Origin of the sequence: Legionella brunensis, assembly GCF_001467025.1 — a bacterium.
GTDB lineage: Bacteria > Pseudomonadota > Gammaproteobacteria > Legionellales > Legionellaceae > Tatlockia > Tatlockia brunensis.
Map to the genome: position 1 here is coordinate 155,669 of NZ_LNXV01000036.1, position 26,826 is coordinate 182,494.

Here is a 26,826-nt window from a genome sequence, read left to right on the forward strand (position 1 = left end):
CTCACCCCATTAGCGCCATTTCTTATCAGCTTCTCTATCTGCGGCCAATTTCTTTTCCATCAAATCACCTACAGCCAGTAATTTTTCCTTTGTCATAATATTCTGACCACGCTCACTGACATGATAATGGTGGATAGGAGTTACAACGATTGAATCAACTGGGCAAGACTCTTCACACAAGCCACAGTTGATGCATTTAAACATATCGATGTCATAACGTGTTGTGCGCCTTGAACCATCTTCACGCGGCTCGGACTCAATAGTGATAGCTAGTGCAGGACATACAGCTTCACACAATTTGCACGCGATACATCTTTCCTCACCATTTGGATAACGCCTCAAAGCTAACATCCCACGAAAACGGGGAGATAATGGTGTTTTTTCCTCTGGAAATTGTACTGTAAATTTTTTCTTAAAGAAGTATTTACCGGTTAATTTTAAACCAGAGAACAGCTCCAATAGTAAGAAGCTGCGCAGGTAGTGTTTAATGTGTTGATATGCTTGTTTCATTAGCTTGCTCAATTAATACTGGTTAAAACCACGGTTTCAGCTCAGTTACTACCATTAAGGCTGTAACAATAATCCAAACGATGGTCACCGGGATCAATACTTTCCATCCTAAACGCATTAGCTGATCGTAACGGTAACGCGGGAAGGTTGCACGTATCCATAAATAAACGAAGAGGAAAAATGCTACCTTAGCAAACAACCAGATAAAGCCTGGTACAACAAAGAAAATATTATTTAATACAGGTATTCCTTCAAATGGAGACAACCAGCCGCCCATAAATAGCAAGGCCATAACTGTAGAAATTAAAATCATGCTGGCATACTCAGAAAGGAAAAATAAAGCGAATCCTATACCTGAATATTCAACATGGAAGCCTGCAACAATTTCTGACTCACCTTCTGCTAGGTCAAAAGGCGCGCGATTCGTTTCAGCAATACCTGCAATCCAAAAGACAATAAAAAGAGGTAATAAGGGCAAAAACCACCAATGCCATATACCACCTTGTTGCGACATGACAATGTCCGTTAGATTCATGCTGCCTGCGGCTAACAAAACCCCTACAAATGCAAAGCCCATTGCGATTTCGTAAGATACAGTTTGTGCAGCACTTCTTAATGCACCAAACATGGCGTATTTGGAATTTGAAGCCCAACCAGCGATAAGCACACCGTAAACGCCAAGCGAACTAATAGTGAATAAATACAATGCTCCAGCATTAATATTAGCGAGAACAATTCCCTCAGAAAAAGGCACAACTGCCCAACCAGCAAGAGCTGGCGCTAAAGCAAATAATGGTGCTATTACAAACAAATACTTATTTGATTTTGTCGGGACAATGATCTCTTTCGTAATAAGCTTAAACAAATCAGCAAAGGGCTGGGTTAAACCACGCCAACCCACCCGATTGGGACCAATTCTCACTTGGATGTAACCTATGACTTTTCGTTCGGCAAAGGTCAGATACGCTACCGCTATCAAAAGAGGTACAACTATCACCAAAATTTTAATAATGATCCACAGCAAAATGCCAATATCTTGTAGCATATTTTTACCTTAGCGCTTTATAGTTATTGCAGCAAAAGAGTGCCCTAAGTCTATTGTCTCTGGCATTGCGTTTACTACCCAGACAACATCTGGTGCTATACGTTCATCACGTTTTAGCGGCAATGTTATCTCAATATCACCTTGAGATACAGTAGCAATCTTATCTAATTTTAATCTGTCCGCTGTCCTTGGATGAATTCTTATACATGCAGCTTCTGCAGCAGCACAATTTTGTAGCGCCTGTGTATGACGAACTATCATGTCAGAGCGATACAAAGGCCATTCACCTACACGAACCAAATCATGACTACTTGGTGGTAACGATTCTGAATAATAAGGTTGGTATTTAATTTCCGCGGTCATATTAGCCAATGATTTAATTTCATTAAGCACTTCTTCTGTAGAAACATAATCAAAATGCTTGCAATGAAGTAAATTCCCCAAAACTCTTATAATTTTCCAAGCTGGTCTAGCTTCACCGTGGGGGGGTTGAGCCCCTTTTACCGTTTGCCAAACATTATCGATATTGATATAAGTGCCAGAAGTTTCAGCATAAGGTGCTATCGGCAATATTACATCAGCATAGTCTTGCATTGATTCATTTTGAAACGCAGAAAGCAATACTACAAATTCAGCCCCTAACATGGATTGTCGAGTACCATAAGGATTAGCAAAATCGTAACCTGGCTCCACCGCTAAAAGGAAATATCCCTTCAACTTAGCATTCAATGCAGTTTGTACATCCATTCCTGGAGAATCTACTGCTCTTCCGGCCACCGTTCGGTGAGGAACCATGCCAGCCAGCCAAGCTCCAGCACTGTTTGCACCTGTGGTTAACCTTAATACCCTTACGCCTTGTTGCTCAATTGAATTAATGAGAGTGCGTAATAGCGACACATCTGGATGATTTTCACATAAAGCACCAGTGACAATAGCTGCATTAGGCTGACGTAAAGCTTGCGCCATTATTGAAGTTACTTCATCGGGCTGTAGTCCTAGTAATAGCTTTTGCACTTCCTCAGGAAGCTTGGTGACGTCATCTGTCATTGCCAAGACCAATTTTGCAAGCTGCATTGGCAATTCTTGCGGCGAAACAATTGCTTTGCCAGCGAGTTCAAAATGATAATCGTAATCGACAGAATTAATTGCGAAAACTTTTGCACCATTCCTAAATGCCTTACGCACACGAACACCTGCAAGAGGAACTTCTCGATGAATATTGGTGCCTAACAAAAGTAAAGCACTTTGATTTTCCAGTTCAGCATAATTGATTGAACTGCGAGGAGTAGTGGCTTGATTGTCTTGATCACGAAAATCAATTTGTTGAATTCGATGATCGACATTGTTCACCCCTAACTCTCTCATTAGCTTTTGTAATAGATAAAACTCTTCTAATGTTGAGGAGGGCGATGCAAACGCGGCAAACTGTTCTGGGCCATGCTGTTTAATGACACGACTCATCCCTTCTGCTGTAAATTTAAGCGCCGTTGTCCAATCTACAGTTTCCCATTGTCCGTTGCGTTTTATCCTTGGCTGGCTTGCACGAGCTTCATGGTTTAATCCTAAATAACTAAACCTGTCTCTGTCTGAAAGCCATGTTTCATTAATAGATTCATTCTCTCTTGGAACAGCACGCATAAGTTCATTACGGCGAACATGCAAATGAATATTTGATCCCAAACAGTCATGAGGAGCTACACTATCATGTTGCACTAGTTCCCACGCTCTTGCAGAGAAACGGAAAGGTTTAGATGTCAATGCACCGACAGGGCACAGATCAATAACATTACCTGATACTTCAGAGGTAATGCTGTGCTTGATGTAAGTTCCAATTTGCATGTGCTCACCACGACCAGTTGCACCCAACTCTCGCACACCGGCAACTTCTTCACCAAAACGAACACAACGAGTACAGTGAATACAGCGTGTCATTTCTGTTGAAATCAATGGCCCAAGGTTATCATCTTCTACAGACCTTTTACTTTCTTCGTATTCCGATGAGTCATAGCCAAATCCCATAGAGATATCTTGAAGCTCGCACTCACCGCCTTGATCACAAATGGGGCAATCAAGCGGATGATTAATGAGCAGAAACTCCATTACAGCTTGTTGCGAACGAATAGTTTCTTCGGATTTTGTAAAAACTTTCATCCCATTAGTAATTGGTGTAGCGCAGGCTGGTACGGGTTTTCGACCGTTTTCAACCTCAACCAAACACATTCGGCAATTTGCAGCTACTGAGAGTTTTTTGTGATAACAAAAGCGAGGAATATAAATTCCTGCCTCATCAGCAACTTCAATAATCATTTTACCGTTTTCAACTTCAAATGTTTTACCGTCGATTTCAATGGTAGCCATTGTTTAACCTTCTCAATTATGCTGCGACGATCGAGCGTTTATGCTTAATGAAATAATCAAATTCATGGTAAAAGTGCTTCACGAAACTCTGTACAGGCCATGCTGCAGCCTCTCCTAAAGCACAAATGGTACGCCCTTCAATTTTATCTGCGACATTAGCCAGTTTTTCAATATCGCCGGGCTCTCCATGACCTTCTTTAATACGATGGATCAAGCGAACCAACCAACCCGTTCCTTCACGGCAAGGGGTGCATTGTCCGCATGATTCATCCATATAAAACTCAGAGATACGATAAAGCGCATCCACCATACAAGTCGTTTCGTCCATGATAATTACAGCTCCTGACCCCAAACCGGAGCCAGCCTTTTGAATACTGTCATAATCCATATCAAGGTTCATCATGACGTCACCAGGTAAAACTTTCATCGATGTGCCACCAGGGATAACCGCCTTAATTTTACGTCCCTCTCGCACACCTCCAGCCAACTCCAGAAGTATTTTAAAAGGCGTTCCCAAAGGTATTTCAAAATTACCAGGTTTGTTGACATGCCCACTTACACTAAAGCATTTTGCTCCGCCATTATTAGGCTTACCAAGCTTAAGAAACCATTCTCCACCTTTTTCTAGAATAACCGGAACAGATGCAAAAGTTTCTGTATTATTAATGGTAGTGGGTTTACCATACAGGCCATAATTCGCTGGAAAAGGTGGCTTAAATCGTGGCTGTCCTTTTTTGCCCTCTAACGAATTTAGTAAAGCGGTTTCCTCTCCGCAAATGTAAGCACCAGCGCCTAAATGATTATACAAATCAAAATCAACGCCAGAGCCTAAAATATTCTTACCTAAAAACCCCGCTGCATAAGCTTCTCGCAGAGCCGATTCCATACGTTCAAATGGAAGCCAAAACTCACCGCGGATATAGTTGTAACCAACAGTTGCACCCATTGTATAACCTGCAATTGCCATTCCCTCAATTAATTGGTGAGGGTTAAGGCTTAAAATTTCACGATCTTTGCAGGTTCCAGGTTCGCCTTCGTCGGAATTACATACCACGTATTTCTGCACAGGCGCATTGCGATTCATAAAGCTCCACTTCAAACCAGTAGGAAAGCCTGCACCGCCACGACCACGTAATGCTGATGTTTTTAATTCTTCAATGATTTGTTGCGGCGGCGTTTGTTCTTTCAAAATACGCTGCCATGCGCTGTAGCCACCAACACTCTTATAAGCATCCAACGTCCAAGGCTTGTCTAAGTGAAATGTTCGGTAACAGACTTGATTTAATTCAACCATGACAACTCACCTCTTCGTTCATTGGTACTGTTCCAAAACCTGGTCAATTTTTTCAGGAGTCAAGTTTTCGTGATAATCTTTATCAACTTGCATCATTGGAGCATTCACACAGGCTCCCAAACACTCGACTGATCTTAAGGTATATTTGCCATCAGGCGATGTTTCACCAAGCTTAATACCCAATTTTTTCTCTAAATGGCTAACCACTTGTGAGGAGCCGCAAAGCTTACAAGAAATATTTGTACAAACATTGATTAGATGTCGACCTGTAGGCTTGTGTTCATACATCGTGTAAAAAGTAGATACCTCGTAAACAGCAATTGCAGGCATATCCAAATAATCAGCTACTGCATCCATCATCTCCGGAGTTAAATACCCATGCTCCTCTTGTACAACCATTAGCGCTCGCATAACAGCCGATTGCTTTTCGGCAGGAGGATATTTAGCAATCCAATGATCAATTTCATCCATCCCTGAGGAAGACACAAATTGATGAAGTAGTTTAGCTGAACTCTCAGACATTCTTTCTAACCTTTAAATACATTTTAGTTAAAGCGAGTATTCGCTTGCTTAATCTAGACTTATTGACAAATTGCCTCGTAGTCGCAATGTCACTATACCCCTAGCGATCAATTTCGCCAAAAACAATATCCTGACTTGCCAAAATTGCCACACCATCTGCTAGCATATGTCCACGAACCATTTCATCATAGCTGGACAAGTGAGGGAAACCCGGCGCTCTGATCTTAATACGGTATGGTTTATTTGCGCCATCAGAGACAAGATATATGCCAAATTCACCTTTAGGTGCCTCTACAGCAGTATAAACCTCTCCTTGTGGCAAGCAAAAACCTTCAGTAAATAATTTAAAATGATGAATTAAAGCTTCCATATCATGCTTCATCTTTTCACGGGTAGGTGGTGTCACTTTATGATCATCTACTCTTACTGGCCCAGGATTTTTTCTTAACCATTCGATACATTGTCTGACAATGCGATTGGACTGACGCAATTCTGCTACACGTACTAAGTATCTATCGTAGCAATCGCCCGTTTTTCCTATAGGGATATCAAAATCCATTTTGTCATAAACAGCATAGGGTTGTTTCTTACGCAAATCCCAGGCTACGCCAGAGCCTCGCAGCATTGGTCCTGTAAACCCCCACTGCAGAGCCATTTCTGGTGAAACAACGCCAATATCAACCGTTCGTTGTTTCCAAATACGATTATCTGTTAACAGGGTTTCATACTCATCAACACACTTAGGGAATCTCTCTGTAAATGCCCACAGGAAATCAAGCAAACTGCCGTGGCGATGCTCGTTCATTTTTTCTACTTCGCGCTCATTATGCCAGCGGGAAGGTTTATATTGAGGCATGGTGCTCGGTAAATCACGAGCCACACCACCGGGGCGATAATATTTGGCATGCATACGAGCCCCTGAGACGGCTTCATAACAATCAAATAAATCTTCTCTTTCTCGGAAACAATATAGAAAAACAGTCATTGCACCGATATCAAGGGCAGTAGCTCCTAGCCAAAGAAGATGATTTAATATCCGAGTAATCTCATCAAACATAGTGCGTATATATTGCGCACGAATAGGAATTTCAATACCTAGTAATTTTTCCAGGGCTAACACATAGGCGTGCTCATTACACATCATTGATACATAATCAAGACGATCCATATAGCCAATGTTTTGCAAATAAGGCTTGGTTTCCGCCAATTTTTCTGTAGCACGATGAAGTAAACCAATATGTGGATCGGCACGCACAATTGTTTCACCTTCCAACTCCATTACAAGGCGAAGCACTCCATGAGCAGCTGGATGTTGTGGGCCAAAATTGAGCGTATAATTTTTTAATTCAATCATTGCTCATCCCCTTGTTTCTTAGGATCTAGATAACGATTGTCATTCCGTATTACCTTGGGCACAAGTATTCTTGGCTCAATATCCACCGGCTCATAAATGACCTGTTGGACACGCGCATCATAACGCATTTCCACATGCCCACTAAGCGGGAAATCCTTACGAAATGGGTGACCAATAAAGCCATAATCCGTTAAAATACGTCTTAAATCTGGATGGCCATCAAATAGAATGCCATATAAATCATAAGCTTCACGCTCAAACCAATTAGCCGACTTCCATATTTCATGGACTGAGGGCACAACTAGATGTGCTTCATCCAAAAAAACTTTTACACGAACACGATGATTTTTTGTTGTGGACAATAAATGATACACAACAGCAAACCGGGGCTTAGAAAGTGCATAGGCTTTTGCAGATTGGCGCTCAACTCCTCTTGAAAAACCATGTTCTGTTGCCGATTCAGTCTCCCAGTCATATTCACCATAAAGAAGATAATCAACACCACACAGGTCAATTAATTGGTTGAATTCAAAAGCCTCATGGTCACGCAACTGATATAAAGCAGCTTTTGCATAACCAGCCTCGCACTCTAGAGTAATTTCTTCATTCGCTAAAGTGACTGAAGCGATCAAGCCATCCAGTTCCGTAGTTAGTTTTTCAGCCAAATTTGTTAGTTTTGTCATCTGATACGCACCTGTACTGGTCTTTAAGCTTCGATTATCTGCTTACGTCTAATTTTATTCTGCAACTGGATAATCCCATACAAAAGGGCTTCAGCAGTTGGAGGACAACCTGGCACATAAATATCGACGGGAACAATGCGGTCGCAACCACGAACAACTGAATAAGAATAGTGATAATATCCGCCGCCATTTGCACAAGACCCCATTGAAATTACCCATCTGGGCTCAGGCATTTGATCATAAACACGACGCAATGCAGGTGCCATTTTATTGCATAAGGTACCGGCAACAATCATTACATCCGATTGACGGGGGCTAGGTCTAAAAATAATACCAAATCGATCCAAATCATACCGAGCGGCACCAACATGCATCATTTCAACAGCACAACACGCCAAACCGAAGGTCATGGGCCACATTGAACCGCTCCGAGCCCAACCTACCAATTTGTCCACTGAGGTTGTAACAAAGCCAGTTTTCTGCAATTCAGCAACAGCCATAGCAAGCCTCTATAATATCTGGGTTTAATTTAACATTGTGGTCATTTCTGCTAAGAAATGAAAGAAAACTCACTCCCATTCAAGAGCGCCCCGCTTCCACTCATAGATAAAGCCAATTACCAATAGGCCTAAGAAGATCATCATCGCGGAAAAACCAAACCAGCCAATCTTACGCAAAACTAAAGCCCAAGGAAAGAAAAAGGCAGTTTCCAAATCAAATATAATAAAAAGTATAGCTACCAAATAGAATCTAACATCGAAAGGAATGTGTGAACTTTCAAATGCACCAAAGCCACACTCATAAGGAGCATTTTTAGCAGAGTCAGGATTGTGCTTGCCAAACAGTGAGCCAGCTCCCAACATAGCAAGACCTATTACAAGGCCAATTGCGATAAAAACTAATATTGGTAAATATTGTGATAGCATAATTTCACATTGCTCGGATTAAATGGTGCCGAAGGCCGGACTCGAACCGGCACGGCTTACGCCACCGCCCCCTCAAGACGGCGTGTCTACCAATTCCACCACTTCGGCATGATTAGTTATTATTTTCCGCTCTTACTGCTATCAACCGGCACTGGAATTTTGCTTTCCGGTACATTGGTTTGCTGAGGTATGGCTTGCTGTGTTGCTTTATGATATTGAGAAGATACCATATACGACAAAGACAAACTTGTGACAAAAAAAGTCAAAGCCAAACCGCCGGTTAATTTGAACAAAAAACTGCCTGTACCTTGGCTACCAAACACGGTATTAGAAGCGCCAGAGCCAAACGCCGCACCAATGTCGGCACCTTTTCCATGCTGAATCAATACCAAGCCAATTACGGCTATGGCTACCAGCACGTGAATCATTAGAATCAATTGATACATTTTACAATATCCACAAACTGTCGCGCATTAAGCGATGCACCACCGACTAAACCACCATCAACATCGGGCATTGCAAACAATGAGCTCGCATTTTTTTCATTTACACTGCCACCATAAAGTATTGATAATTGGTTGGCATCATCTTGGTTAAATTTACTAACCAAAGCTCTAATTGAGGAATGAACCTCTTGCACTTGCTCTGGCAGGGCAGTTTTTCCCGTACCAATTGCCCATACAGGCTCATAAGCGATTATGCAATCTTTAAAACACCGATTATTACTCTCTGTTACTGCCAGCAATTGCTTAGTTAACACTTGTTCTGTTAGTCCTTGCTGACGCTCCTCTAGGGTTTCCCCAACACAGAGAACCGGTATCATACCATGTTCTTTCACATGGTGGAATTTATCCGCAACAAATTTTTCATCTTCGCCAAATAAGTGTCGACGCTCAGAATGGCCCACTAATACATACTTGCAACCATAATCTCTGAGCATTGGGCCAGATACCTCTCCAGTAAAAGCCCCCGCATCTTGTGGATACACATTTTGTGCACCCCAACTAATTTTACTAGTAGCAAGCAGTTGCTGTGCTAAAGCCAGGTAAATTGAAGGAGGAATGACTACGCAACTGGCAGTGATTGAGCTATCCATCAGCGCAAGTAACTGCTGCAATAGAGATGTAATTTGGCTAACATTGCCATTCATTTTCCAATTGCCAGCTACTATCTTATTCCTCATTAATTCCCCTGCGGATTACGGTGCGTGACTATACAGTAAACTTTATTTAAATCCTAGTGTTAGCTCCCTTTTTCCTATTTTTTTTGCTTTTTTTGATAAATTTTAGATCTAATTGGCTCTTGTCAATCTAATTAGATTCGTTAGAATCAATATTACAAGCGCAAGGAGGTGCTGTGATGAAAGATAAAATTATGGATTTAGTAAGGGAATTGGGAAGCTTAAATCAACCTTATACTTTAGAGTCATTAACTCTTATCTTTGATAAATACAAAGAGCTTTTTGCCAAGGATGTCAAACCTCCAGAAAAATTAGCTGCTATCTGGTATGCATTACGTAATATTCGCACTCAATTAACCGATTGGCAACAACTGGTTACAGAACAACAAGACGTAGTAATCTTGCAAGCAGAAATCAATAAATCCCTCGTTAGGTTAGATGAAGTTGAAACACGAAGTAGTCAAATACAAGACAGTATTCTTCAGCAACAAGGACATCTCGATAATGTTTGTCCAGGTTTAGTCAAAGCGTATAATGATCATTTGATTGCGCAAGATCCTCTCATAGCGGTTAATACCCCTAATAATTTTCGTCAACAGCAACATTTGCTTAATACCTATTTAGAAATTTTGCAAACAAAATTACATACCATAGAAACGGAAACCACTCGTCTTAAAGTGGCTGAGGCCTTATTGATGCGGAAGGAACTCGTCATTCAATTGAAAAAATTAAATATTATAGTCACAGATAACTCTTCGGATGCTTCACAAATTTTTGAGAAGCTAACCCTTGAAAAAGAAGATCTAAGTAATTTAAAACTGCAGTTGGAGAAATCTCAACAAGAGCTAGCCGAAAATATTTCTCTTAGTGACGTCCAGGAAGAAATTGGCAATAAAACTCGTTTAATAGAAGAAATGAATGCTGAATTGCTTAGTGTAGACTCTAAAATTAAGAAGAGTACCCTGGTGGAGGATATCCGATTAACGCTGGAAAATGATTACCAACTGGCTACTGATAAAGAACAATTCATCGCGGAACAAGAAGAAGCAGTCAACTGGTATAACTCATCTTTTAACCCATCCTCTTGGTACTCCTGGGGTATGGATCCGAGTTTTAAAACAAATCTAAGTCAAAGACAAAGCGAACTCCATTACTTACAGCTTTTACATCAGCACGAACAACTAACCGCACAAATTGTCTCCTTAACGCAGTACGTAAGCCGCACAGAAGGTTATATTAAAACTTCATCCGTTACACCTAAATCTAATAATAGCATTAGCCAATTACAGGAAGAAGTTGTTAACTTGTTAAGTGAGTTTAATTCCAGATATTCACCGACAAATGTCAACAAGGTCACTCTGCTAACGGATGTGATTGACAGTCTAGGACCTCTTTGTAAAAAAATAGATGTATTTGATTATGCTTTACGCATTTTGCCAGAAATCATAGCTTTAGACAGGAGCATACTGGAGTTACGCATGACTCAGTCATTAGTGCAGGGTGTTGAGAGCTTCATGCTTACCCCGGAAGAGTTGAGCAAGCTACAAAACACTGAATCTGTGCGTCAAAAGGAGTTATCAACCTATCTTGAAAAAATTAAAGATTGTAAAACCTGTCTCAATGCTATTCAGACCATTGCTAATTTAGATAAAGAATTAAAAGAGCTTCGGAATGAAAAACGTAGTCTAAAATTAGATCTTAAGTATAAAAAAGCAAAACAAGTCAGTCTGCCTGACTGCAGTAATCACGAGGTGAAAAAAGAACAAGCACAACACTTTATCAGCTTGCAAATTACTAATTTAGATACCACTTTACAAGAAATTGTCAGCAAAACAGAGGAACCTTTACGCCAAGAGGCACAAGTTAGAGAACAGGTGATCTCTGAGAAATTCAACATTCTCATTAGTTACCAAGACAATCTTAATTCCTGGAATCGGTTTATTCGTGATATTAAACATCCCATACCCCTACCGCTGCAAGAGTGGTATCAACAATTATTTATTGCCTTGCAAACTCATGTTCGCGATGAAATGCGTTACAATCAAGCTTGTCAGTTGTTGCGTGACATTTATTTTGAATTAAACACTACCGGAACATCAGCAAAATATACTGTACTTTCCTCCTATCAAACTTTATGTCCAAATCCTCATAATTCTTGGCAAATTTTAACCAATCTAAAACCAAGCTTCCCGATTGGGAAAGAACAATTGGCCGAAGTAAAGCATCAAACTTTGCGGGATGGCTTAAACGCGCTCTACCAGCAACAGAAAATTTTGGCAATGAATTATCCAAGAGAGGGAGAGCTACTTCGCCAAGCTATCTACAACCTGCACCAAGGATGTCTATTGTTTGAGTCTAATCCTAATCATCCCGCGCTAAAAAATCTAAAGTCTAGTATGGATGATCCACGCTATGAAGCGCTTCAAAAACATCGCGGATTCTATAAGATCTGTGAATGGTTGGCTCAGCTATGCACCACTTTATTGGCTTTCATTAGGAAAAACCAGGACACTCATTATCGCCAACTGTTCTTTTTTAAACCCACACAAACCGCCAAATTACTGGACAATATTAATACAGAGTTGATTAACTGCATGGCTGGCTAAGCGTAAAAATTAGGGCCTGTTATCAGGCCCCTAAATATTGTTTTTCAATATCAATAATTTCGCTACTAAGTCTCTGAGCGTGAGATTGAACTTTATCACTATCCCTCCCCTCAACCATCACTCTTAATAAAGGCTCCGTTCCTGAGGGACGTAGCAAAATACGTCCTTCTCCATGCCATTCATTACTGAGGGCTGCCACTATTTCCAAAACTCTAGTATGTTCCGCAAGTTGCTCAGCATGTGCCGTCTTTATGTTAATCAAGGTTTGCGGCAATAGCTGAATTCCTGTCACCAACTGCTGTAAAGTCTTTTGTTGCCTCATCATGCAAGCTAAAACTTGTAGCGCAGCGACAATCCCATCTCCTGTTGTTGTTTTATCTAAACAAACAATATGGCCTGACGACTCACCACCAATTTTCCAATCTTTTTTCTTTAAGGTTTCCAACACATAACGATCCCCGACCTTTGTTCGTAGGAAAGGAATCCCCATTTCTGTAATAGCCATTTCCAAACCAAAATTGCTCATTAAGGTTCCCACGACTCCACCTTGTAACAATCCTCTTTGATGTCGATCTTTGGCAATGATGTAAATAATTTGGTCCCCATCAACGATATTTCCTGCTGCGTCAACAAGGATAAGCCTATCTCCATCACCATCTAATGCAACACCGATATCAGCGCCCGACTTTAAAACTTGTTGACACAACGCTTCAGGGGCTGTCGAACCACATTTTTCGTTAATATTAAAACCATCTGGTCTGTTACCTATAGCTACAACATCTGCCCCTAGTTCGCTAAAAACATTAGGAGCGATGTGATAAGTTGCACCATGCGCACAATCAACAACAATTTTAAGCCCTGTCAAACGTGTTAAAGATGGAACTGTTGATTTGCAAAATTCAATATAGCGACCCGGCGCATCATTAATACGTGTAGCTTTTCCTAGCTTTGGTGAGGGAACGGTTTGTAATGGTTTCTCCATCTCTGCTTCTATTGCAAGTTCCAGTTCATCGGGAAATTTACTTCCTTCAGCAGAAAAGAACTTAATACCATTATCTTCAAATAGGTTATGAGACGCACTAATAACAATTCCAGCACTGGCGCGCAAAGTCTGTGTTAGGTAGGCAATTCCTGGAGTCGGCATGGGCCCTAATAAACCAACATTGATCCCTGCTGCAGAAAGTCCCGCCTCAAGAGCTGATTCCAACATATAGCCAGAAACCCTGGTATCTTTGCCAATAATTACTTTCCTATGTTCATCACTACCAATAACTCGTCCTATGGCCCAACCCAATTTTAAAATGAATTCAGGATTAATATTGGATAAACCAACTCGACCACGAATCCCGTCAGTACCAAAATATTTGCGCTGATTCATCCTTATACCCTCTAATTATTTTTGAAATGCCTATTTTTAAAGTAATTAAAACCCACACAAGCCTATCTCATCGCAATCTCAGCATCAATGCTATTTGAGTTTTGTGATTTTGATTTCATTCCAGGACCATTGGTAATTGCTTCTAACATAGTCAAAACTTCCTTTGTTTCACTAATATCATGCGTTCTAAGAATTGCTACTCCTTGTAAAGCTGCAAACATACCAATAGCTAACCCGCCAAACAAGCGCTGCTCCACGGGTTTTTCTAATATTACGCCCAAAGTTGTTTTACGCGATGCCCCAAGCATGACAGGAAGCTTATGCTCTTTGAAAGCAGATAGATGCTTAACTATTCGCAAATTATGTTCTGGTAATTTTCCAAAACCAAAGCCGGGATCTAAAATTAGATTCTCAAATTTTATCCCAGCAGAAAGGCAAATATGAATTTTCTGCTGAAAAAAAGAATTAAGCTCATCAATAATATCATTCGAATATTGCGGCTGTTTTTGCATTGTCATTGGCTCACCTTGCATATGCATTAAACAAACAGGTACATTAAGTTGTGCCGCTATTTGCAAGGACTTAGGATCATTGAGTGCAGTAATATCATTAATTAAAGAAGCCCCGGCAGCCACCGCCTCCTGCATTACTTGAGCCTTTGTAGTGTCAATAGAAATACAAACATCGGTTTCTGCACGTAATTTTTCAATAACAGGGATTACTCTAGCTAATTCTTCTGAGCAACTTACAGGCTCTGCACCTGGCTTGGACGACTCCCCACCAATATCAATGATATCAGCACCGGCGGCGACCATTTGAAGCGCATGAGCCACTGCAATTTCTCTATTTAAATATCGCCCTCCATCGGAAAAAGAGTTTGGCGTCACATTCAATATACCCATAATTAATGGTTTCTGACTCCAGCCGCTGGATTGACCATATTGCTTGCGCCATTGTTCAAATTGCTTGTTATTCATCTGATATCACAAAAATTACAACACTTGAATTGATTATAGGTAGAAGGCTTTACTTAGGGAGTATTCTAATTGAACTCTCTTTTCCTCACTAAAACTCCCTGTTCTAACAACTTTCTTTGAGGTGAGAACTACTCCTGTAACATACAGGAGTAGTTTAATTATTAATGTCCACCTGCAGGATTATCGACTGGTTTACCATTTATTGTTTTAGGAGTTGTATTATCCCCCCCTTTTTTATCCTTATCGATAAGCTTTGAAGCTTCCCAATCATCTGGAGGGGAGGGCTCTTGACCCGACATGATTTCTTGGATTTGCTTAGCATCAATCGTTTCGTATTTAATCAACCCCTCGGCCATCATGTGCAGCTTGTCCATATTCGCCAAAAGAATTTCTTTTGCCCTTTGATAATTTCTGTCAACAATTTGTCTAACTTCCTGATCTATTTCCTGAGCAGTCTTATCTGAAATTTCTTTATGTTGATTAACCGTACGCCCAAGGAATACTTCTCCTTGTTCTTCCCCAAAAGTAAGCGGGCCAAGCGTTGATAACCCCCAAGTAGTAACCATTTTGCGTGCAATTTCGGTGGCACGCATAATATCGTTTGAAGCCCCCGTGGTGACGCTTTCAATGCCAAAGATTAATTCTTCAGCAATACGCCCGCCAAATAAACTTGATAATTGACTTTCCAAGCGACGTTTGCTGTGGCTATAGCGATCTTGCTCAGGCAAGAACATTGTTACCCCTAAAGCCCGTCCGCGAGGAATAATTGTAACTTTGTATACAGGATCGTGCTCTGGAACTGAAAGCCCCACAATAGCATGACCAGCTTCATGATAAGCAGTAAGTTTCTTCTCATTTTCATCCATGACCATGGAGCGTCTTTCAGCCCCCATCATGATTTTATCTTTTGCTTTATCAAGTTCAATCATACCTACTTTGCGCTTATTTGCACGTGCAGCAAATAACGCCGCCTCATTCACCAAATTAGCTAAATCAGCGCCTGAAAATCCTGGGGTTCCTCGTGCTATTGGTAATATTTCTACATCTTTATCAATCGGTACTTTTTGCAAATGTACTTTAAGGATATGCTCACGCCCACGAATATCAGGTAAAGGAACAACGACCTGGCGGTCGAAACGTCCTGGACGCAGTAAGGCCGGATCAAGAACGTCAGGGCGGTTAGTTGCAGACACAACAATCACCCCCTCATTGCCCTCAAAACCATCCATTTCTACCAATAGCTGGTTTAAAGTTTGCTCACGCTCGTCATGCCCCCCCCCTAGACCTGCACCACGATGCCTACCGACAGCGTCGATTTCATCAATGAAGATAATACATGGGGCATGTTTTTTTGCCTGTTCGAACATGTCACGAACCCTTGACGCCCCCACCCCAACAAACATCTCCACGAAATCTGAACCGGAAATAGTGAAAAATGGCACCTTCGCTTCACCAGCAACTGCTTTGGCAAGCAGAGTTTTACCTGTTCCAGGAGGACCAACTAGCAAAACACCTCGTGGAATACGACCACCTAAGTTTTGAAATTTAGAGGGATCTCTTAAAAAATCAACTAATTCTTTGACTTCTTCTTTGGCTTCATCAACACCAGCGACATCAGCAAATGTAACTTTCACCTGGTCTTCACCAAGTAAACGCGCGCGTGAGCGACCAAATGACATAGCACCACGACCACCGCCACCTTGCATCTGTCGCATAAAGAAAACCCAGACACCAATCAGAAGTAGCATTGGGAACCAATTGATGAATAGATGTAATAGGAAGCTTTCTTGTTGCTTTTCCTGTCCACTGACATCAACTTGATTTTTCAGTAACTCTCCCAACAAAGCATCATCTTGCATAGGCATATAAGTGACAAAACGATGATTATTTTTCGTTAGGCCTTTGATGACTTTATTGTCCTCAACGGTCACGGTACTAATCATGCCTTGATCAACCTCTTTCAAGAACTTGCTGTAAGATATTTTCTCAGCAGACGTGTGGCGAGGGCCGAAATTACTGAACACTGAGACCAGCACAATTGCTATAATCAGCCACAAAAATAAATTTTTTACCATGTCGTTCAAAGCATTAACCTCGTTTTGTGACGTATTTCTACGAACGATAACGTTACTATAAATTATAGCCCTTCGCCAGCAAATAGGTTTCTCGCGAGCGAGAACGGGAGGCTGTGGGCTTACGAATAACTACTTTATCAAACTGCGCACGCGCTTGTTTAACCAATTCATCAAATCCGACTCCATGAAACACTTTCATCAGCAAAGACCCTCCCGGTTTTAGCATTTTAGCGCCAAAATCAAAAGCCAACTCTGCTAAATAAATGGCTCTAGGTATATCAATTGCGGCCGAACCACTCATATTTGGGGCCATATCTGACAAAAGCAAGTCTACCCCTCGTTCAGGAACCATATTTATCAATTGTTGAAAAACTTCATCTTCCCGAAAATCACCCTGAATAAAAATTACCCCAGGCAACACATCCATGGGTAAAATATCCAGTGCAATAATCGTGCCGTAACCTGCCAGTTTTTCAGAAACATATTGTGTCCATCCACCTGGAGCAGCCCCCAAATCAACAACTGTCATGCCAGGTTTTAATAAATACTCTTTTTCGTCAACTTCTTTTAACTTATAAACAGCTCGGCTGCGATAACCTTCCGCTTGTGCCTTTTTTACAAAAACATCATCAAAATGCTCCTGTAACCAGCGTTTACTACTCTTGGAACGGGGCATAACTATTATACTCACTAAAGAATTACTGCATAATACTTAAATTTACTACCTTTTCCCAGCAAAACGTGCAATAATTCGCCATTTAATTAAGGATAGTCCCTCATGGACACCGCATTTAGACAATCGTTAAAAGCCAAAGCGCACCATTTAAAGCCCGTTGTCCTCTTAGGAGCCAAAGGTTTAACTCCAGCTATAGTAGAAGAAACCAATGTCGCATTACTTGCTCATGAATTGATTAAAGTAAAAATCAATGGTGTTGAAAAGGAAGAACGGCAGATGATAGCGGCCGACCTTTGCGGGCAGCTTACAGCAGAACTAGTACAATTAATTGGTAATATAGCAATCATTTACCGGAAAAACGAAGAGAATCCGTCTCACTAAAATTCATGCTACTCTCATCCTCGTACTCATACTCGTCTTCCTGATAGCTTATATCGATATCATCACAACCCACGGCTATTTCTAGTGACTGATCGCCTGAAGTAAGAAAATGAGCATGAGAAATAGCCTGAGCACAAAGCTTAATGCCAGCCCGAGCATAATTAAACCTTACTGCCGCTATTTGCAAAGCATTCACCTCTTTCTCCGTTCCAGTTAGGGTGAGCACTCCTGATTCGTCATCATATTGGGCATGTTCCCCACCAATAAATTGCAACCGTTGAACTTCAATAATTTCTTCTTCTATTTCCAATTCTTCCCGCATCTGCTGAAAAAATTCGTCAAGCTCATTGATAACATAGGCAACAGGATCGCCCTGGAATCCAAAAGGAAATCCAGACCAATGATATAATCCAAAACAAGCAGTATAGGTATTTTCCTCGTCGGAATAGGTACCTTGCATTACAAAGGCAATGCAAGTAGAAATACCCCTTGTCACAAGTATTTCATCTTCATCATTTGAAAATCCGGACTTGTTCATCTCTACTGTGATTTCATATCTTTCTTGCATACCTACCTTTGTGCTATACATTTAGCTATATTCCTCTTCATTTACTACCATGAAACAATTAACTTTTTTCTTAATTCTGGCTAGTGTCGTCACCCTCCTTCTTTCCGGCTATTATTTTGTCGAAGGCTGGCGATTTACACATAATAGCATACAAACTGATGGAAAAATAATCAGCTTTGTCACTAAAACCTCACAAAATAATGTCAATCGTGCCGAAACACTTCACTATCCCCTTATTCGTTTTCAGACAAAAGAAGGCCAATCTATTACCTTTACTGGACAATTCGGATTTTATCTTCATAAATATGAAGTGGGGGATAGCATCCCTGTGTTATACCATCCACATGCCCCAAATCATGCAATTGTCGGTAAGTTCATCGCTATTTGGCTACGCTTCATCATTGTTTTCATAGCAGCCTTGCTATTTATCGCTTTAGCGTGTCTTACCTCCATTACCAAAAAATAACTTTTTCACCACGATAGCACCTCTTGAAAATGAGAATGATTATCATTTATATTTAATAACACCTCATTCTTAAGCTACTCATGACTAACCATGAGTAGCTATTGGAGACTACTATGGCCCTAGCCTATGGAAATTTTCATGAATTAAGCCATCAACTGCGTTTTCTGCTGTTTGAAATAGGCATTGGCTTACCTCAACGCTCGATTGAATATTTTATAGCAGAAGCTCATCGAGAGTGTTTGCGGCGATTACAACATGCAGCAATAAATGAAGGTCTAACCACATCTCCCATTATAAGCCATCATGTGCATGATTTTCTTGAGCAATTGCAAACACAACTTAAATACAAGCAACCCGCCTCTAGATTTTTTAGCTGGCAATCATTAAAGCAGGAGTTGGATGAAACCATTGCTAATGAAGCAATGGCGCAGGCTTATCGTCAATGGTGGCAGCTAGAGTTAAGTAGACAAGCAAGGCATTTTTCCAATTTCTGGGATTGGCTTTGTCAAAAAAATAATCCTGAGGAAATCATGCAGTTGCTTGAGCAATGGGGTTCTCTTGGCAACCCATATCACCCGTGTTTCCGGGCAAAAATAGGTTTTAGTCGTCGTGAAGTTTTACAATATTCGCCAGAATTTAATGCCCAACTCAGCCTTCATTGGTGCGCCCTACATAAACACCATGCTTATATGTCAGGGATTGAAAATAATTACCAGGATTTACTAGCACGCCAATTTCCCAAGGAATATCAACTTTGGCAACATCAACTCGCTTTTAAGCGATACGATCCTGAACAATATTACCCACTTCCTATTCATCCCTGGCAATGGCGAAACCACATTCAGAATCAGTTTTCACAACTGATTGATAATAAAGAATTAATTTTGATACCCCACCATCAACTTGCCAAACCAGCAATGCCTTTTAATACGGTAATGCCTTTAAAAACAGGAAGTTGCCATTTCAAATTAGCCTTAGGATTATCTAGCATTTCTGCGTCAGACACAGGATCTTTAACCCTCATTGATAATGATAGGTTAATTTTATACCGCAGGATTCATCGCTTGCTTGAAACGCATGAAAACTATCAACAACGTCTTTTTATCGTAGCAAACCTCGCCTATTTAAGTGCTAAAATGGAAACAGCTCCAACTACTGCCACTAAACAGCTCGCTATCCTTTTGCAAGCAAATCCAGCTGTTAAACTCCATCAAGCGCAGCAAATTTTGCCGTTAAGTTCATTGTTTGCCCCCTCTCCTTTATCCAACAAGACACTGCTCATTGAGATTATAAATGCCAGTGGTTTATCTCCTATTGCTTACTTCAAAAACTACTGCCAGTGTGTCTTGTCAGGACAATTGCATTTATTATTGCGTTACGGGGTTGCTTTTGCAGTACATCAATCAAATACTTTAATTGCATTTCAAGATAACCAACCAAGAGCGTTAATTCTACGCGATATTGACCATCTCAGCTGTGGCCAACATCCAAGTTATGAATTCTCCTTTGAGCCTGACTTTCAATCCAATTCCAAAGTCATGACCGAAAATTTAGCAGAGCTATGCAATAAATTTGTACATAGCAATATTCAGAGCAACCTGGCCTATTGGATTAGCCATCTAAGTCATCATTATGGACTTAATACAAGCGAATTATGGCAGCTTGTTCGCATTGAGTTACAACAATTATTAGCACATAACTCCCGTGAAGTAGATTCACAACTATTTAACTTTTATCAGCATCAATTATTCTCTCAGCCTTGGCATCATGTATCGTTGTTGTCCATGTACTTGTGTAAAGGAAGTACTCTTCTTAGTACAGCCATTCATAATCCTTTAACTTAAACACATCTGAAATGGCTGCATTTGGCGAGATAAAAATTGAGATTAGCCTTTAGTGCTTAAGCAAATCTTCGATTTGAATTAAATGCAGGGCACAACAGCGTGACAGTGACAAAAGTATTGTATACACTTGACACATTATTGCCCTGTACTAGGAAACTGTGACATTGTAAACCAACATTTGTCGTCCTGCGCCTGATAAGGGATCCAGTAAATCATTGGATACAGCGCAAGCTGCACTACGACTAGATTGTGGACAAATGTCGATAAATTCCTAGGCAGGTATTTACACAGAGCCTAAGTCAGATGAGGGTATGTTTAAATTACCATTTCTAAGATATATACCTAATGCACTCACCATATTCCGTTTCTTTCTGATAATACCGTTTTTGGTATTTCTTTATGAAAAGGAATATATGAAGGCTTTTTACGCATTTTTGATCGCAGGCCTTACTGACGGATTCGATGGCTGGCTTGCGCGCTATTTTCAATGGCAAAGCCCTTTAGGCTCTTTTATTGACCCCATGGCAGATAAATTACTTGTGGCTTCAAGCTTTATTTCCTTAGCCCTCATTGGCTCATTACCCTGGTGGTTGGTTGTTTTGGTGTTCTTACGTGATTTAACCATTTCTTTTGGTGTTTTAGCCTGGTTTTGGTTTATTCAACGACAACTTGATTTTGAGCCTACCCTCCTAAGTAAAATTAATACCTCTTTGCAACTCGTCTTGGTTACTCTTTGCCTCTTTGAGCTTGCATTTTTTACTTTTGCAACTTATTTGGTAGACATACTTACTTTTCTAACTGCTGTAACCACCGCTGCCAGCTATTTGGATTATGTCTGGACCTGGGGCAAAAAAGCTTATTCACGGAATGCCGCCAATAAATGAACCGGCAACTTGCTTTGGCAATCCAACTTAATGATGAAGCAGCCCTAACTGATTTTTGCTGGGACAACAATCAGTTATTGCAACAACAGGTTTCGAAAAGTCTAGATGGTTCAGGGGAACGTTTACTGACCATTTGGGGAAACTCAGGCAGTGGGAAATCTCATTTGTTGCAAGGTTGTTGTCAAACTCTAAGTTATCATAAAACAACCATTTATCTCCCTTTACAAATTTTAAAAGAATGGGGGCCTGAGAGCATCGATGGTGTTGAGGAGCACTCCCTCATTGCTATTGATGATATTGATTTAATCGCTGGACATGCTGCGTGGGAAGAAGCCTTATTTCATCTTTACAACAAGATACGTGACCAAGGCGAAACTATTTTACTTATTAGTAGCCGACAGCCCATCCACTTAATAAAAATTGCTTTAGCCGATCTGCGCTCTCGTTTGAGCTGGGGTTTGGTCATGCAACTCAGTGAATTGAGTGATGAGTTAAAAATTAAAACCTTACAACAACTTGCCAGAAAGCGGGGCTTTGACTTGCCAACAACTGTAGCTCAATTTTTAATCAGCCGCTGTGCCCGCAACATGCATGATTTACAGTTGATTTTAAATCAATTAGACGAAGCCTCACTCGCTGCTCAACGTAAAATTACTGTTCCTTTTGTGAAGGCCATTTTAAAAATTTGACTTTCTAAATATAATCTGCAAACTTAGCTGTGTTTCTTTTTTCTAGGGAAAAGAGAAATGAGCAATTGAAGTGCTGCACACATTGAAATAGTTGCTATGAACATGGACAACCCTACTTTATCCTCTCAGTACGTCCATACTCTCACCCAATTTGCCACCCAGCATTATTATGCGGATATCTGCTCCAATTTTGCAGAGGAAATTTAAGGACTTCAAAAAGGTGGCGAACTTGCTATTTTTAACATCTACGTTTATCCACAATTTCTGGGGATAACTTTGTGAGCATCACATGAAAAACCAAGCTAACAATTTATAACTGGTGATGGCGGCAGATCTATTCTGTATGCCAAATTTTCTGAAGGACTTGATTTATTAAACTTTTCAAAGAGAGTGTGACCAGAATTGTAGCTTCCTTTAGACGTCTCTACCTCCGGAATAGCCATACCTTCTTTCTGTTCTTCTTTCACTCCTTGTAAAGATTCACGCATTTGCTCTACTTGCATTGATAAACGAGTAACTTCCTCCCTAAGTTCACTGGCTATTGTTTCAAAATGAGATGCTTTTTCTTGTAGGCTACTGGCCTGTGACTCCAGATTAACTACATTTTTTCGCAACTCTTTGTTCTCTGACTCGAGTTGCTCCTTATTAGTCTCTATTGAAGCGTTTTGCTTAAGATTTTCTATTAATGTATTTAGTTTGTTAGTCTCGCGTTCGACCACCTCAGATTCACATAAAGCATCCATTTTTTCTTTATCTAATCCCTTCCAGCGACTGATAAGGTTTTCAATTCCTGGACGTTCAACAAACCAATAAACACTAAATGCAGCTAAACCCACAATCACACTAGCGAGAACAACAGGCCAAAAAGTTGCAGCTACAGACGAAACAAATAAGCCAGCAATTGCCAAAGCTACCGTTTGACCAGCAAAAAATCCACCACTGAAAAAGATAATACCAGCAATCCCTGCTGTTGCAGTTTTTGCCACCTTCAAATAAGGATTATCCAATGCTTGCAGAAGCTTAATCCGAGATTCATTTAAATCCTGATGTCTTTTAAGCAACAACTCAGCAATTGCCAGATCTTCTGCAAGTTGTTGCGGTGTTTTACCAGCCGTTTTAGAGAGCTCTAATCGTAGCGCTTTAATTTGTTTAAATTCATCAAGCAAAACATCCAGCAATTTCGGTGCATCAGCAGATCTCACTTCTAAATTTTTGGAAATCTCAACTAAATCAAAACTGTAAAACACTACTATTGAAAGAATTGAAAATAAGGTTCCTGCGGCAAAAATAGCAATGGTGGGAACAGAGGAAAAAATCCCCATAATTGCAGTAATACCATCAAAGCCTTCGCAACCGAAATAAATGGTTCCAGCGATAGCAAGTAAAGCAAATTTAGCTTTTGCAGACCAGCCGCCAGATTTCTTATCTGATTTCTTATGTTTGGAAGCATTTAAAGACTCATTCAAATCTTTTAAAAGCGAAGCATGTAAAGAAGCAATGCGAAAAGTCTCTTCTTCATCTCCCTTAATTTGACGAGTTACCTCAAACCAATCGAGTAAAGTTTTGTGATCTATGCTTTTTAACTGTTGAAAGGTTGAAAGTAAGCTAGGATTCTTTATGCATAATTGAGAAATTAAGTCTTGGCTTGTTGGACTCAGTGTAATTACCATGTCTCAGTACCCCTCAATACAAGATTTTACAGCCCATCCTTAAGCCAATAAAAACCGGGCATATGCTCTATATGATACTGTTAATTTATTAACCAAATATTAAGTAAAGTCAGTACCGTATAATTTTTTTTATATACTTAGCCCGCTAATTCAGAATTAAACGGTATAAATTTTACAAATTGCGGTACTTAGGAGCAATTACTATAATGTGCGATAGGATCACCAAACAGGATCACTCCCATGGAAAAGAAAATGGTGTCAGTCAGTAATGTCTACAACTATGATTATTTAGGTTTTACTAACTGTGTTAGTTACAACGGGGTTATTTATATTACAGGACAAGCCGGAATAGACACTCAAGGTAACATAGTTGGGGAAGGGATCAAAGAACAAAGCATTAAAACTTTTGAGAATATTCAAACCATATTACAGACCGCCGGAGCCTCATTAGCAGATATTTTAGCAATGACTTGCTTTATTGTAGATATCGAAAAAAATGGCCCAGTCTTTTTTGCCACTCGCGCTCAAATGATGCCTGTAAAATCGTTTACCAGTGCTTCAATAGGCATCTCTCAATTGGCTATGCCAGGATTACTTGTGGAGGTTCAATGCACGGCAGCATTATCCTCATAGCTAGAAAAATACGGATAATTACGCTTTGTAATTAGCTAATTTTTATGAGCAATTGATTTTTTTTGTAAATAATCGAGGCATTTTCTAAGCTGCATGGGTGTACTTAGTAAGCCACTAAGAACTATATCTGCAGTGTCCTTCAACTCCTCATCAAAAAACAATTTCCTTGCATGCTTAAGATAAAAATTCAATTCAGCTAATAAATCCTCTTTTGAGCAGTCAGCAGACTCAAAATCACGAATTATGCGGCGCGCCAACGAAACATCCAAGGGCACTTCAATATGAATACATATATCAATGTAAGCCCCTGTCTGCTGATGCAGGCGACCTAAAGGAGCATCAAAAACAATATATTTTGTCGCGTGTAACAAGACTCCTGAAACGGGATGAGCCACTGTTTTATTTGCTTTTAACATTTGTAATGTTTTAGCAAGAGTAGCATAACTCCATTCTGCATAATTTCTGCCACGAACATCCCACTCCACGTAATCCTCAGGTCCTGTTCCAAGCTTATCAAACTCATCCCAGCTTAGGCTTGTCGCTTCCAAAGCTTGGGCCAATGCAGCCGTTAAGGTTGTTTTCCCTGCCCCTGAAGCCCCGCTAATGCCTACAATATGTGTCTTCATAGCATTAGTCTTTAGTGTTTGCAATGACTTACTTATGGACAATACCTCTCTTAATGTAATGGTTTAGATATTTTGCTGTTAACAGCATTACTAATCCTATACCAAGAGTAACCAAGCCTATACAGGCAAAAACCTTTGTATAGATCATTAAAGATTCTACGCCAGGAGTGATGTGTTGCGGTAAAGCCGTAAAAGAGGCGACAGAAGCCCCAATAAATCCAGCAATAGCTGAAGTTAAAAACCACATTCCCATGACAAAACCAGCAATCTTAGCTGGCACTAACTCCGCAACCATCGCCACGCCTAAAGCCGAGACTAATAATTCGCCTGTACTTTGAAAGAAATAGCTGGCAACTAACCACCAAGAAGAGACAACTCCTAAGTCATTATGAAAATACCTGGCAAAATAAAGCAAGGCAAAGCTTATACCACAAGAAAACATACCAACGGCAAATTTATAGGGGATAGGAAATGCAATGCCTCGATGATGTAATTTATTATAAAACAAGGCCAAAACCGGACTCATGGTTATAATCCAAATAGGATTTAATGCTTGGAAACTTTGTGGATCAATGCGGATACCAAACATCATCGGCGTCACATTATTCACTGCAAACAGATTTAAAGAGGTAGGCATTTGTTGATACAGTGTAAAAAAAACTATCGCTTCCAACATTAAAATAAAAGCGACTAACATACGCATAAAGGAAGCTTTATTTTCCTTGCGCATGTAAAAGAAATACACAATAACGACTAAAGTAACAATAACCCACACAAGATTTTTTGCGAGCATTACATGCTGCAGCAGATAAGCCGAAATCATTGTTACAATTACAATGCCTGCAATTACCAAAAGCCATTGCCACAATTTTATGATTTTAGTATCTGAGGCTGTATTAATGTTTACGACTTGCTGACGCTGAAACCAATAATTAGCCAGACCTAATATTAAACCAATAAAACTAACGAAATAAGCATAAGAGTAACCATAAGCACTAGACAAAGCAGGTCCAACAAATAAGGCAACCGTTGAGCCTAAATTGATAGCCATGTAATAAAGAGTAAATCCTCCATGAAGCCGTGGATCGTTTTCTTCATAACACTTAGCCAACAAGCTCGATGGATTTGCCTTAAATAAACCATTACCCACGCAAACCAAACCTAAGGCTAGAAACACATGTTCTTTATCAGTAATAGCAAGAGAAAAATAGCCAAGGGCAAGAGTAATAAGTCCTAAAACTATCGTGCGCTTAGTTCCTAGGATGTTGTCTCCGAGATAGCCCCCCAAGGAAACCATACCATACACCAGGGCTGAAAAAGCACCGAAAGTATAATAAGCAGCCGTGTCGCTAAATCCAAGAAATTTAATGAAATACAGCGTTAGAATACCCTGCACTGTATAGAAACCAAAGCGCTCCCAAATTTCTAACATGAAAATCATGTGGAAGGCCCGAGGTTGAGCACGAAACAATGCGAGCATT

General features: G+C 40.3%; 26 protein-coding genes and 1 tRNA gene. 7 read left to right on the forward strand and 20 right to left on the reverse strand.

Annotated elements, in window-relative coordinates:
* Window positions 1-9: 9 nt before the first annotated feature.
* The 12 genes from nuoI to tpiA all read right to left on the reverse strand — a co-directional run bounded on the left by nuoI (window position 10) and on the right by tpiA (window position 9,875).
* A complete protein-coding gene (gene nuoI, locus Lbru_RS14960; protein ID WP_058442933.1) occupies window positions 10-510 on the reverse strand; it encodes an NADH-quinone oxidoreductase subunit NuoI in 501 nt (166 codons plus the stop codon).
* A gap of 22 nt (window positions 511-532) precedes the next feature.
* Complete coding sequence (nuoH, locus tag Lbru_RS14965; RefSeq protein ID WP_058442934.1) at window positions 533-1,555, reverse strand: NADH-quinone oxidoreductase subunit NuoH; 1,023 nt, start codon at window positions 1,553-1,555, stop codon at window positions 533-535.
* 9 nt (window positions 1,556-1,564) lie between these two features.
* Window positions 1,565-3,913 (reverse strand): NADH-quinone oxidoreductase subunit NuoG, encoded by a 2,349-nt coding sequence (nuoG, locus tag Lbru_RS14970; protein ID WP_058442935.1) that lies wholly within the window; start codon window positions 3,911-3,913, stop codon window positions 1,565-1,567.
* A 16-nt stretch (window positions 3,914-3,929) separates the two neighbouring features.
* Window positions 3,930-5,207, reverse strand: a complete 1,278-nt coding sequence (gene nuoF, locus Lbru_RS14975) for an NADH-quinone oxidoreductase subunit NuoF (protein WP_058442936.1) — start codon at window positions 5,205-5,207, stop codon at window positions 3,930-3,932.
* Between the two features lie 18 nt (window positions 5,208-5,225).
* Window positions 5,226-5,729 (reverse strand): NADH-quinone oxidoreductase subunit NuoE, encoded by a 504-nt coding sequence (gene nuoE, locus Lbru_RS14980; RefSeq protein ID WP_058442937.1) that lies wholly within the window; start codon window positions 5,727-5,729, stop codon window positions 5,226-5,228.
* A gap of 100 nt (window positions 5,730-5,829) precedes the next feature.
* Window positions 5,830-7,083 carry an NADH-quinone oxidoreductase subunit D gene (locus tag Lbru_RS14985; RefSeq protein WP_058442938.1) on the reverse strand — a complete coding sequence of 418 codons (1,254 nt, stop codon included), beginning with the start codon at window positions 7,081-7,083 and terminating at the stop codon, window positions 5,830-5,832.
* Entirely contained in the window at window positions 7,080-7,766 is a 687-nt protein-coding gene (locus tag Lbru_RS14990) for an NADH-quinone oxidoreductase subunit C (RefSeq protein WP_058442939.1), read from the reverse strand. The genes Lbru_RS14985 and Lbru_RS14990 overlap by 4 nt, the downstream gene beginning before the upstream one ends.
* A 23-nt stretch (window positions 7,767-7,789) precedes the next feature.
* On the reverse strand, window positions 7,790-8,266 hold the full coding sequence (locus Lbru_RS14995) for a NuoB/complex I 20 kDa subunit family protein (RefSeq protein ID WP_058442940.1): 477 nt from the start codon (window positions 8,264-8,266) through the stop codon (window positions 7,790-7,792).
* Between the two features lie 69 nt (window positions 8,267-8,335).
* Window positions 8,336-8,692, reverse strand: coding sequence for an NADH-quinone oxidoreductase subunit A (locus tag Lbru_RS15000; protein WP_058442941.1), 357 nt, complete (start codon window positions 8,690-8,692; stop codon window positions 8,336-8,338).
* A 23-nt stretch (window positions 8,693-8,715) separates the two neighbouring features.
* Window positions 8,716-8,800, reverse strand: a tRNA-Leu gene (locus Lbru_RS15005).
* An 11-nt stretch (window positions 8,801-8,811) separates the two neighbouring features.
* Window positions 8,812-9,138: a preprotein translocase subunit SecG gene (gene secG / locus Lbru_RS15010; RefSeq protein WP_058442942.1), complete on the reverse strand. Its 327-nt coding sequence runs from the start codon at window positions 9,136-9,138 to the stop codon at window positions 8,812-8,814.
* Complete coding sequence (gene tpiA, locus Lbru_RS15015; RefSeq protein ID WP_058442943.1) at window positions 9,126-9,875, reverse strand: triose-phosphate isomerase; 750 nt, start codon at window positions 9,873-9,875, stop codon at window positions 9,126-9,128. Before tpiA ends, secG begins: the two co-directional genes overlap by 13 nt.
* Window positions 9,876-10,051: 176 nt before the next feature.
* Here tpiA and Lbru_RS15020 point away from each other — a divergent pair, with 176 nt between their 5' ends.
* Complete coding sequence (locus Lbru_RS15020) at window positions 10,052-12,478, forward strand: coiled-coil domain-containing protein (protein ID WP_058442944.1); 2,427 nt, start codon at window positions 10,052-10,054, stop codon at window positions 12,476-12,478.
* Between the two features lie 22 nt (window positions 12,479-12,500).
* Here Lbru_RS15020 and glmM read toward each other — a convergent pair whose 3' ends face one another.
* From glmM to rlmE, 4 genes are all read right to left on the reverse strand, one after another.
* On the reverse strand, window positions 12,501-13,856 hold the full coding sequence (glmM, locus tag Lbru_RS15025; protein ID WP_058442945.1) for a phosphoglucosamine mutase: 1,356 nt from the start codon (window positions 13,854-13,856) through the stop codon (window positions 12,501-12,503).
* A 62-nt stretch (window positions 13,857-13,918) separates the two neighbouring features.
* The gene (gene folP / locus Lbru_RS15030; protein ID WP_065235478.1) at window positions 13,919-14,833 is read right to left on the reverse strand and encodes a dihydropteroate synthase; all 915 of its coding nucleotides are present in this window, start codon (window positions 14,831-14,833) and stop codon (window positions 13,919-13,921) included.
* A gap of 161 nt (window positions 14,834-14,994) precedes the next feature.
* Window positions 14,995-16,908 carry an ATP-dependent zinc metalloprotease FtsH gene (ftsH, locus tag Lbru_RS15035; RefSeq protein WP_058442946.1) on the reverse strand — a complete coding sequence of 638 codons (1,914 nt, stop codon included), beginning with the start codon at window positions 16,906-16,908 and terminating at the stop codon, window positions 14,995-14,997.
* Between the two features lie 55 nt (window positions 16,909-16,963).
* On the reverse strand, window positions 16,964-17,584 hold the full coding sequence (gene rlmE, locus Lbru_RS15040; protein ID WP_058442947.1) for a 23S rRNA (uridine(2552)-2'-O)-methyltransferase RlmE: 621 nt from the start codon (window positions 17,582-17,584) through the stop codon (window positions 16,964-16,966).
* Window positions 17,585-17,686: 102 nt separating this feature from the next.
* On the opposite strand from rlmE, the gene Lbru_RS15045 reads away from it, so the two are divergent.
* The gene (locus Lbru_RS15045) at window positions 17,687-17,965 is read left to right on the forward strand and encodes a YhbY family RNA-binding protein (protein WP_058442948.1); all 279 of its coding nucleotides are present in this window, start codon (window positions 17,687-17,689) and stop codon (window positions 17,963-17,965) included.
* Here the strand turns inward: Lbru_RS15045 and Lbru_RS15050 are convergent.
* Window positions 17,928-18,554, reverse strand: coding sequence for a hypothetical protein (locus Lbru_RS15050; protein ID WP_058442949.1), 627 nt, complete (start codon window positions 18,552-18,554; stop codon window positions 17,928-17,930). The two genes, Lbru_RS15045 and Lbru_RS15050, sit on opposite strands and share 38 nt — an antisense overlap.
* Window positions 18,555-18,582: 28 nt before the next feature.
* Between Lbru_RS15050 and Lbru_RS15055 the strand changes: the two genes are divergently transcribed.
* From Lbru_RS15055 to hda, 4 genes are all read left to right on the forward strand, one after another.
* A complete protein-coding gene (locus tag Lbru_RS15055; RefSeq protein WP_058442950.1) occupies window positions 18,583-18,999 on the forward strand; it encodes a DUF3592 domain-containing protein in 417 nt (138 codons plus the stop codon).
* Window positions 19,000-19,112: 113 nt separating this feature from the next.
* Window positions 19,113-20,843: an IucA/IucC family protein gene (locus tag Lbru_RS15060; protein WP_058442951.1), complete on the forward strand. Its 1,731-nt coding sequence runs from the start codon at window positions 19,113-19,115 to the stop codon at window positions 20,841-20,843.
* 311 nt (window positions 20,844-21,154) lie between these two features.
* The gene (locus Lbru_RS15065) at window positions 21,155-21,727 is read left to right on the forward strand and encodes a CDP-alcohol phosphatidyltransferase family protein (protein ID WP_058442952.1); all 573 of its coding nucleotides are present in this window, start codon (window positions 21,155-21,157) and stop codon (window positions 21,725-21,727) included.
* Window positions 21,724-22,416 (forward strand): DnaA regulatory inactivator Hda, encoded by a 693-nt coding sequence (gene hda / locus Lbru_RS15070; protein WP_058442953.1) that lies wholly within the window; start codon window positions 21,724-21,726, stop codon window positions 22,414-22,416. Before Lbru_RS15065 ends, hda begins: the two co-directional genes overlap by 4 nt.
* A 302-nt stretch (window positions 22,417-22,718) precedes the next feature.
* Here hda and Lbru_RS15075 read toward each other — a convergent pair whose 3' ends face one another.
* Window positions 22,719-24,086, reverse strand: a complete 1,368-nt coding sequence (locus tag Lbru_RS15075) for a hypothetical protein (RefSeq protein ID WP_058442954.1) — start codon at window positions 24,084-24,086, stop codon at window positions 22,719-22,721.
* A 240-nt stretch (window positions 24,087-24,326) separates the two neighbouring features.
* On the opposite strand from Lbru_RS15075, the gene Lbru_RS15080 reads away from it, so the two are divergent.
* Window positions 24,327-24,719 (forward strand): Rid family hydrolase, encoded by a 393-nt coding sequence (locus tag Lbru_RS15080; RefSeq protein ID WP_058442955.1) that lies wholly within the window; start codon window positions 24,327-24,329, stop codon window positions 24,717-24,719.
* Between the two features lie 35 nt (window positions 24,720-24,754).
* Here the strand turns inward: Lbru_RS15080 and Lbru_RS15085 are convergent, their stop codons facing one another.
* Together Lbru_RS15085 and Lbru_RS15090 are read right to left on the reverse strand one after the other, a co-directional pair.
* Window positions 24,755-25,345 carry a nucleoside/nucleotide kinase family protein gene (locus Lbru_RS15085; RefSeq protein ID WP_058443175.1) on the reverse strand — a complete coding sequence of 197 codons (591 nt, stop codon included), beginning with the start codon at window positions 25,343-25,345 and terminating at the stop codon, window positions 24,755-24,757.
* Window positions 25,346-25,373: 28 nt separating this feature from the next.
* Window positions 25,374-26,825 (reverse strand): oligopeptide:H+ symporter, encoded by a 1,452-nt coding sequence (locus tag Lbru_RS15090; RefSeq protein WP_058442956.1) that lies wholly within the window; start codon window positions 26,823-26,825, stop codon window positions 25,374-25,376.
* Between the last annotated feature and the right edge of the window lies 1 nt (window position 26,826).

Coding starts and splice junctions, on each gene's coding strand:
- nuoH (WP_058442934.1), bottom strand. CDS start 1,555: ATGCTACAAGATATTGGCATTTTGCTGTGGATCATTATTAAAATTTTG.
- Lbru_RS15055 (WP_058442950.1), top strand. CDS start 18,583: ATGAAACAATTAACTTTTTTCTTAATTCTGGCTAGTGTCGTCACCCTC.
- folP (WP_065235478.1), bottom strand. CDS start 14,833: ATGAATAACAAGCAATTTGAACAATGGCGCAAGCAATATGGTCAATCC.
- Lbru_RS15050 (WP_058442949.1), bottom strand. CDS start 18,554: ATGTATAGCACAAAGGTAGGTATGCAAGAAAGATATGAAATCACAGTA.
- Lbru_RS14995 (WP_058442940.1), bottom strand. CDS start 8,266: ATGGCTGTTGCTGAATTGCAGAAAACTGGCTTTGTTACAACCTCAGTG.
- glmM (WP_058442945.1), bottom strand. CDS start 13,856: ATGAATCAGCGCAAATATTTTGGTACTGACGGGATTCGTGGTCGAGTT.
- Lbru_RS15065 (WP_058442952.1), top strand. CDS start 21,155: ATGTTTAAATTACCATTTCTAAGATATATACCTAATGCACTCACCATA.
- hda (WP_058442953.1), top strand. CDS start 21,724: ATGAACCGGCAACTTGCTTTGGCAATCCAACTTAATGATGAAGCAGCC.
- rlmE (WP_058442947.1), bottom strand. CDS start 17,584: ATGCCCCGTTCCAAGAGTAGTAAACGCTGGTTACAGGAGCATTTTGAT.
- Lbru_RS15090 (WP_058442956.1), bottom strand. CDS start 26,825: ATGCTCGCATTGTTTCGTGCTCAACCTCGGGCCTTCCACATGATTTTC.
- Lbru_RS15085 (WP_058443175.1), bottom strand. CDS start 25,345: ATGAAGACACATATTGTAGGCATTAGCGGGGCTTCAGGGGCAGGGAAA.
- Lbru_RS14990 (WP_058442939.1), bottom strand. CDS start 7,766: ATGACAAAACTAACAAATTTGGCTGAAAAACTAACTACGGAACTGGAT.
- Lbru_RS15020 (WP_058442944.1), top strand. CDS start 10,052: ATGAAAGATAAAATTATGGATTTAGTAAGGGAATTGGGAAGCTTAAAT.
- tpiA (WP_058442943.1), bottom strand. CDS start 9,875: ATGAGGAATAAGATAGTAGCTGGCAATTGGAAAATGAATGGCAATGTT.
- nuoE (WP_058442937.1), bottom strand. CDS start 5,729: ATGTCTGAGAGTTCAGCTAAACTACTTCATCAATTTGTGTCTTCCTCA.
- nuoF (WP_058442936.1), bottom strand. CDS start 5,207: ATGGTTGAATTAAATCAAGTCTGTTACCGAACATTTCACTTAGACAAG.
- Lbru_RS15060 (WP_058442951.1), top strand. CDS start 19,113: ATGGCCCTAGCCTATGGAAATTTTCATGAATTAAGCCATCAACTGCGT.
- Lbru_RS14985 (WP_058442938.1), bottom strand. CDS start 7,083: ATGATTGAATTAAAAAATTATACGCTCAATTTTGGCCCACAACATCCA.
- ftsH (WP_058442946.1), bottom strand. CDS start 16,908: ATGGTAAAAAATTTATTTTTGTGGCTGATTATAGCAATTGTGCTGGTC.
- Lbru_RS15080 (WP_058442955.1), top strand. CDS start 24,327: ATGGAAAAGAAAATGGTGTCAGTCAGTAATGTCTACAACTATGATTAT.
- secG (WP_058442942.1), bottom strand. CDS start 9,138: ATGTATCAATTGATTCTAATGATTCACGTGCTGGTAGCCATAGCCGTA.
- Lbru_RS15000 (WP_058442941.1), bottom strand. CDS start 8,692: ATGCTATCACAATATTTACCAATATTAGTTTTTATCGCAATTGGCCTT.
- nuoI (WP_058442933.1), bottom strand. CDS start 510: ATGAAACAAGCATATCAACACATTAAACACTACCTGCGCAGCTTCTTA.
- Lbru_RS15045 (WP_058442948.1), top strand. CDS start 17,687: ATGGACACCGCATTTAGACAATCGTTAAAAGCCAAAGCGCACCATTTA.
- nuoG (WP_058442935.1), bottom strand. CDS start 3,913: ATGGCTACCATTGAAATCGACGGTAAAACATTTGAAGTTGAAAACGGT.
- Lbru_RS15075 (WP_058442954.1), bottom strand. CDS start 24,086: ATGGTAATTACACTGAGTCCAACAAGCCAAGACTTAATTTCTCAATTA.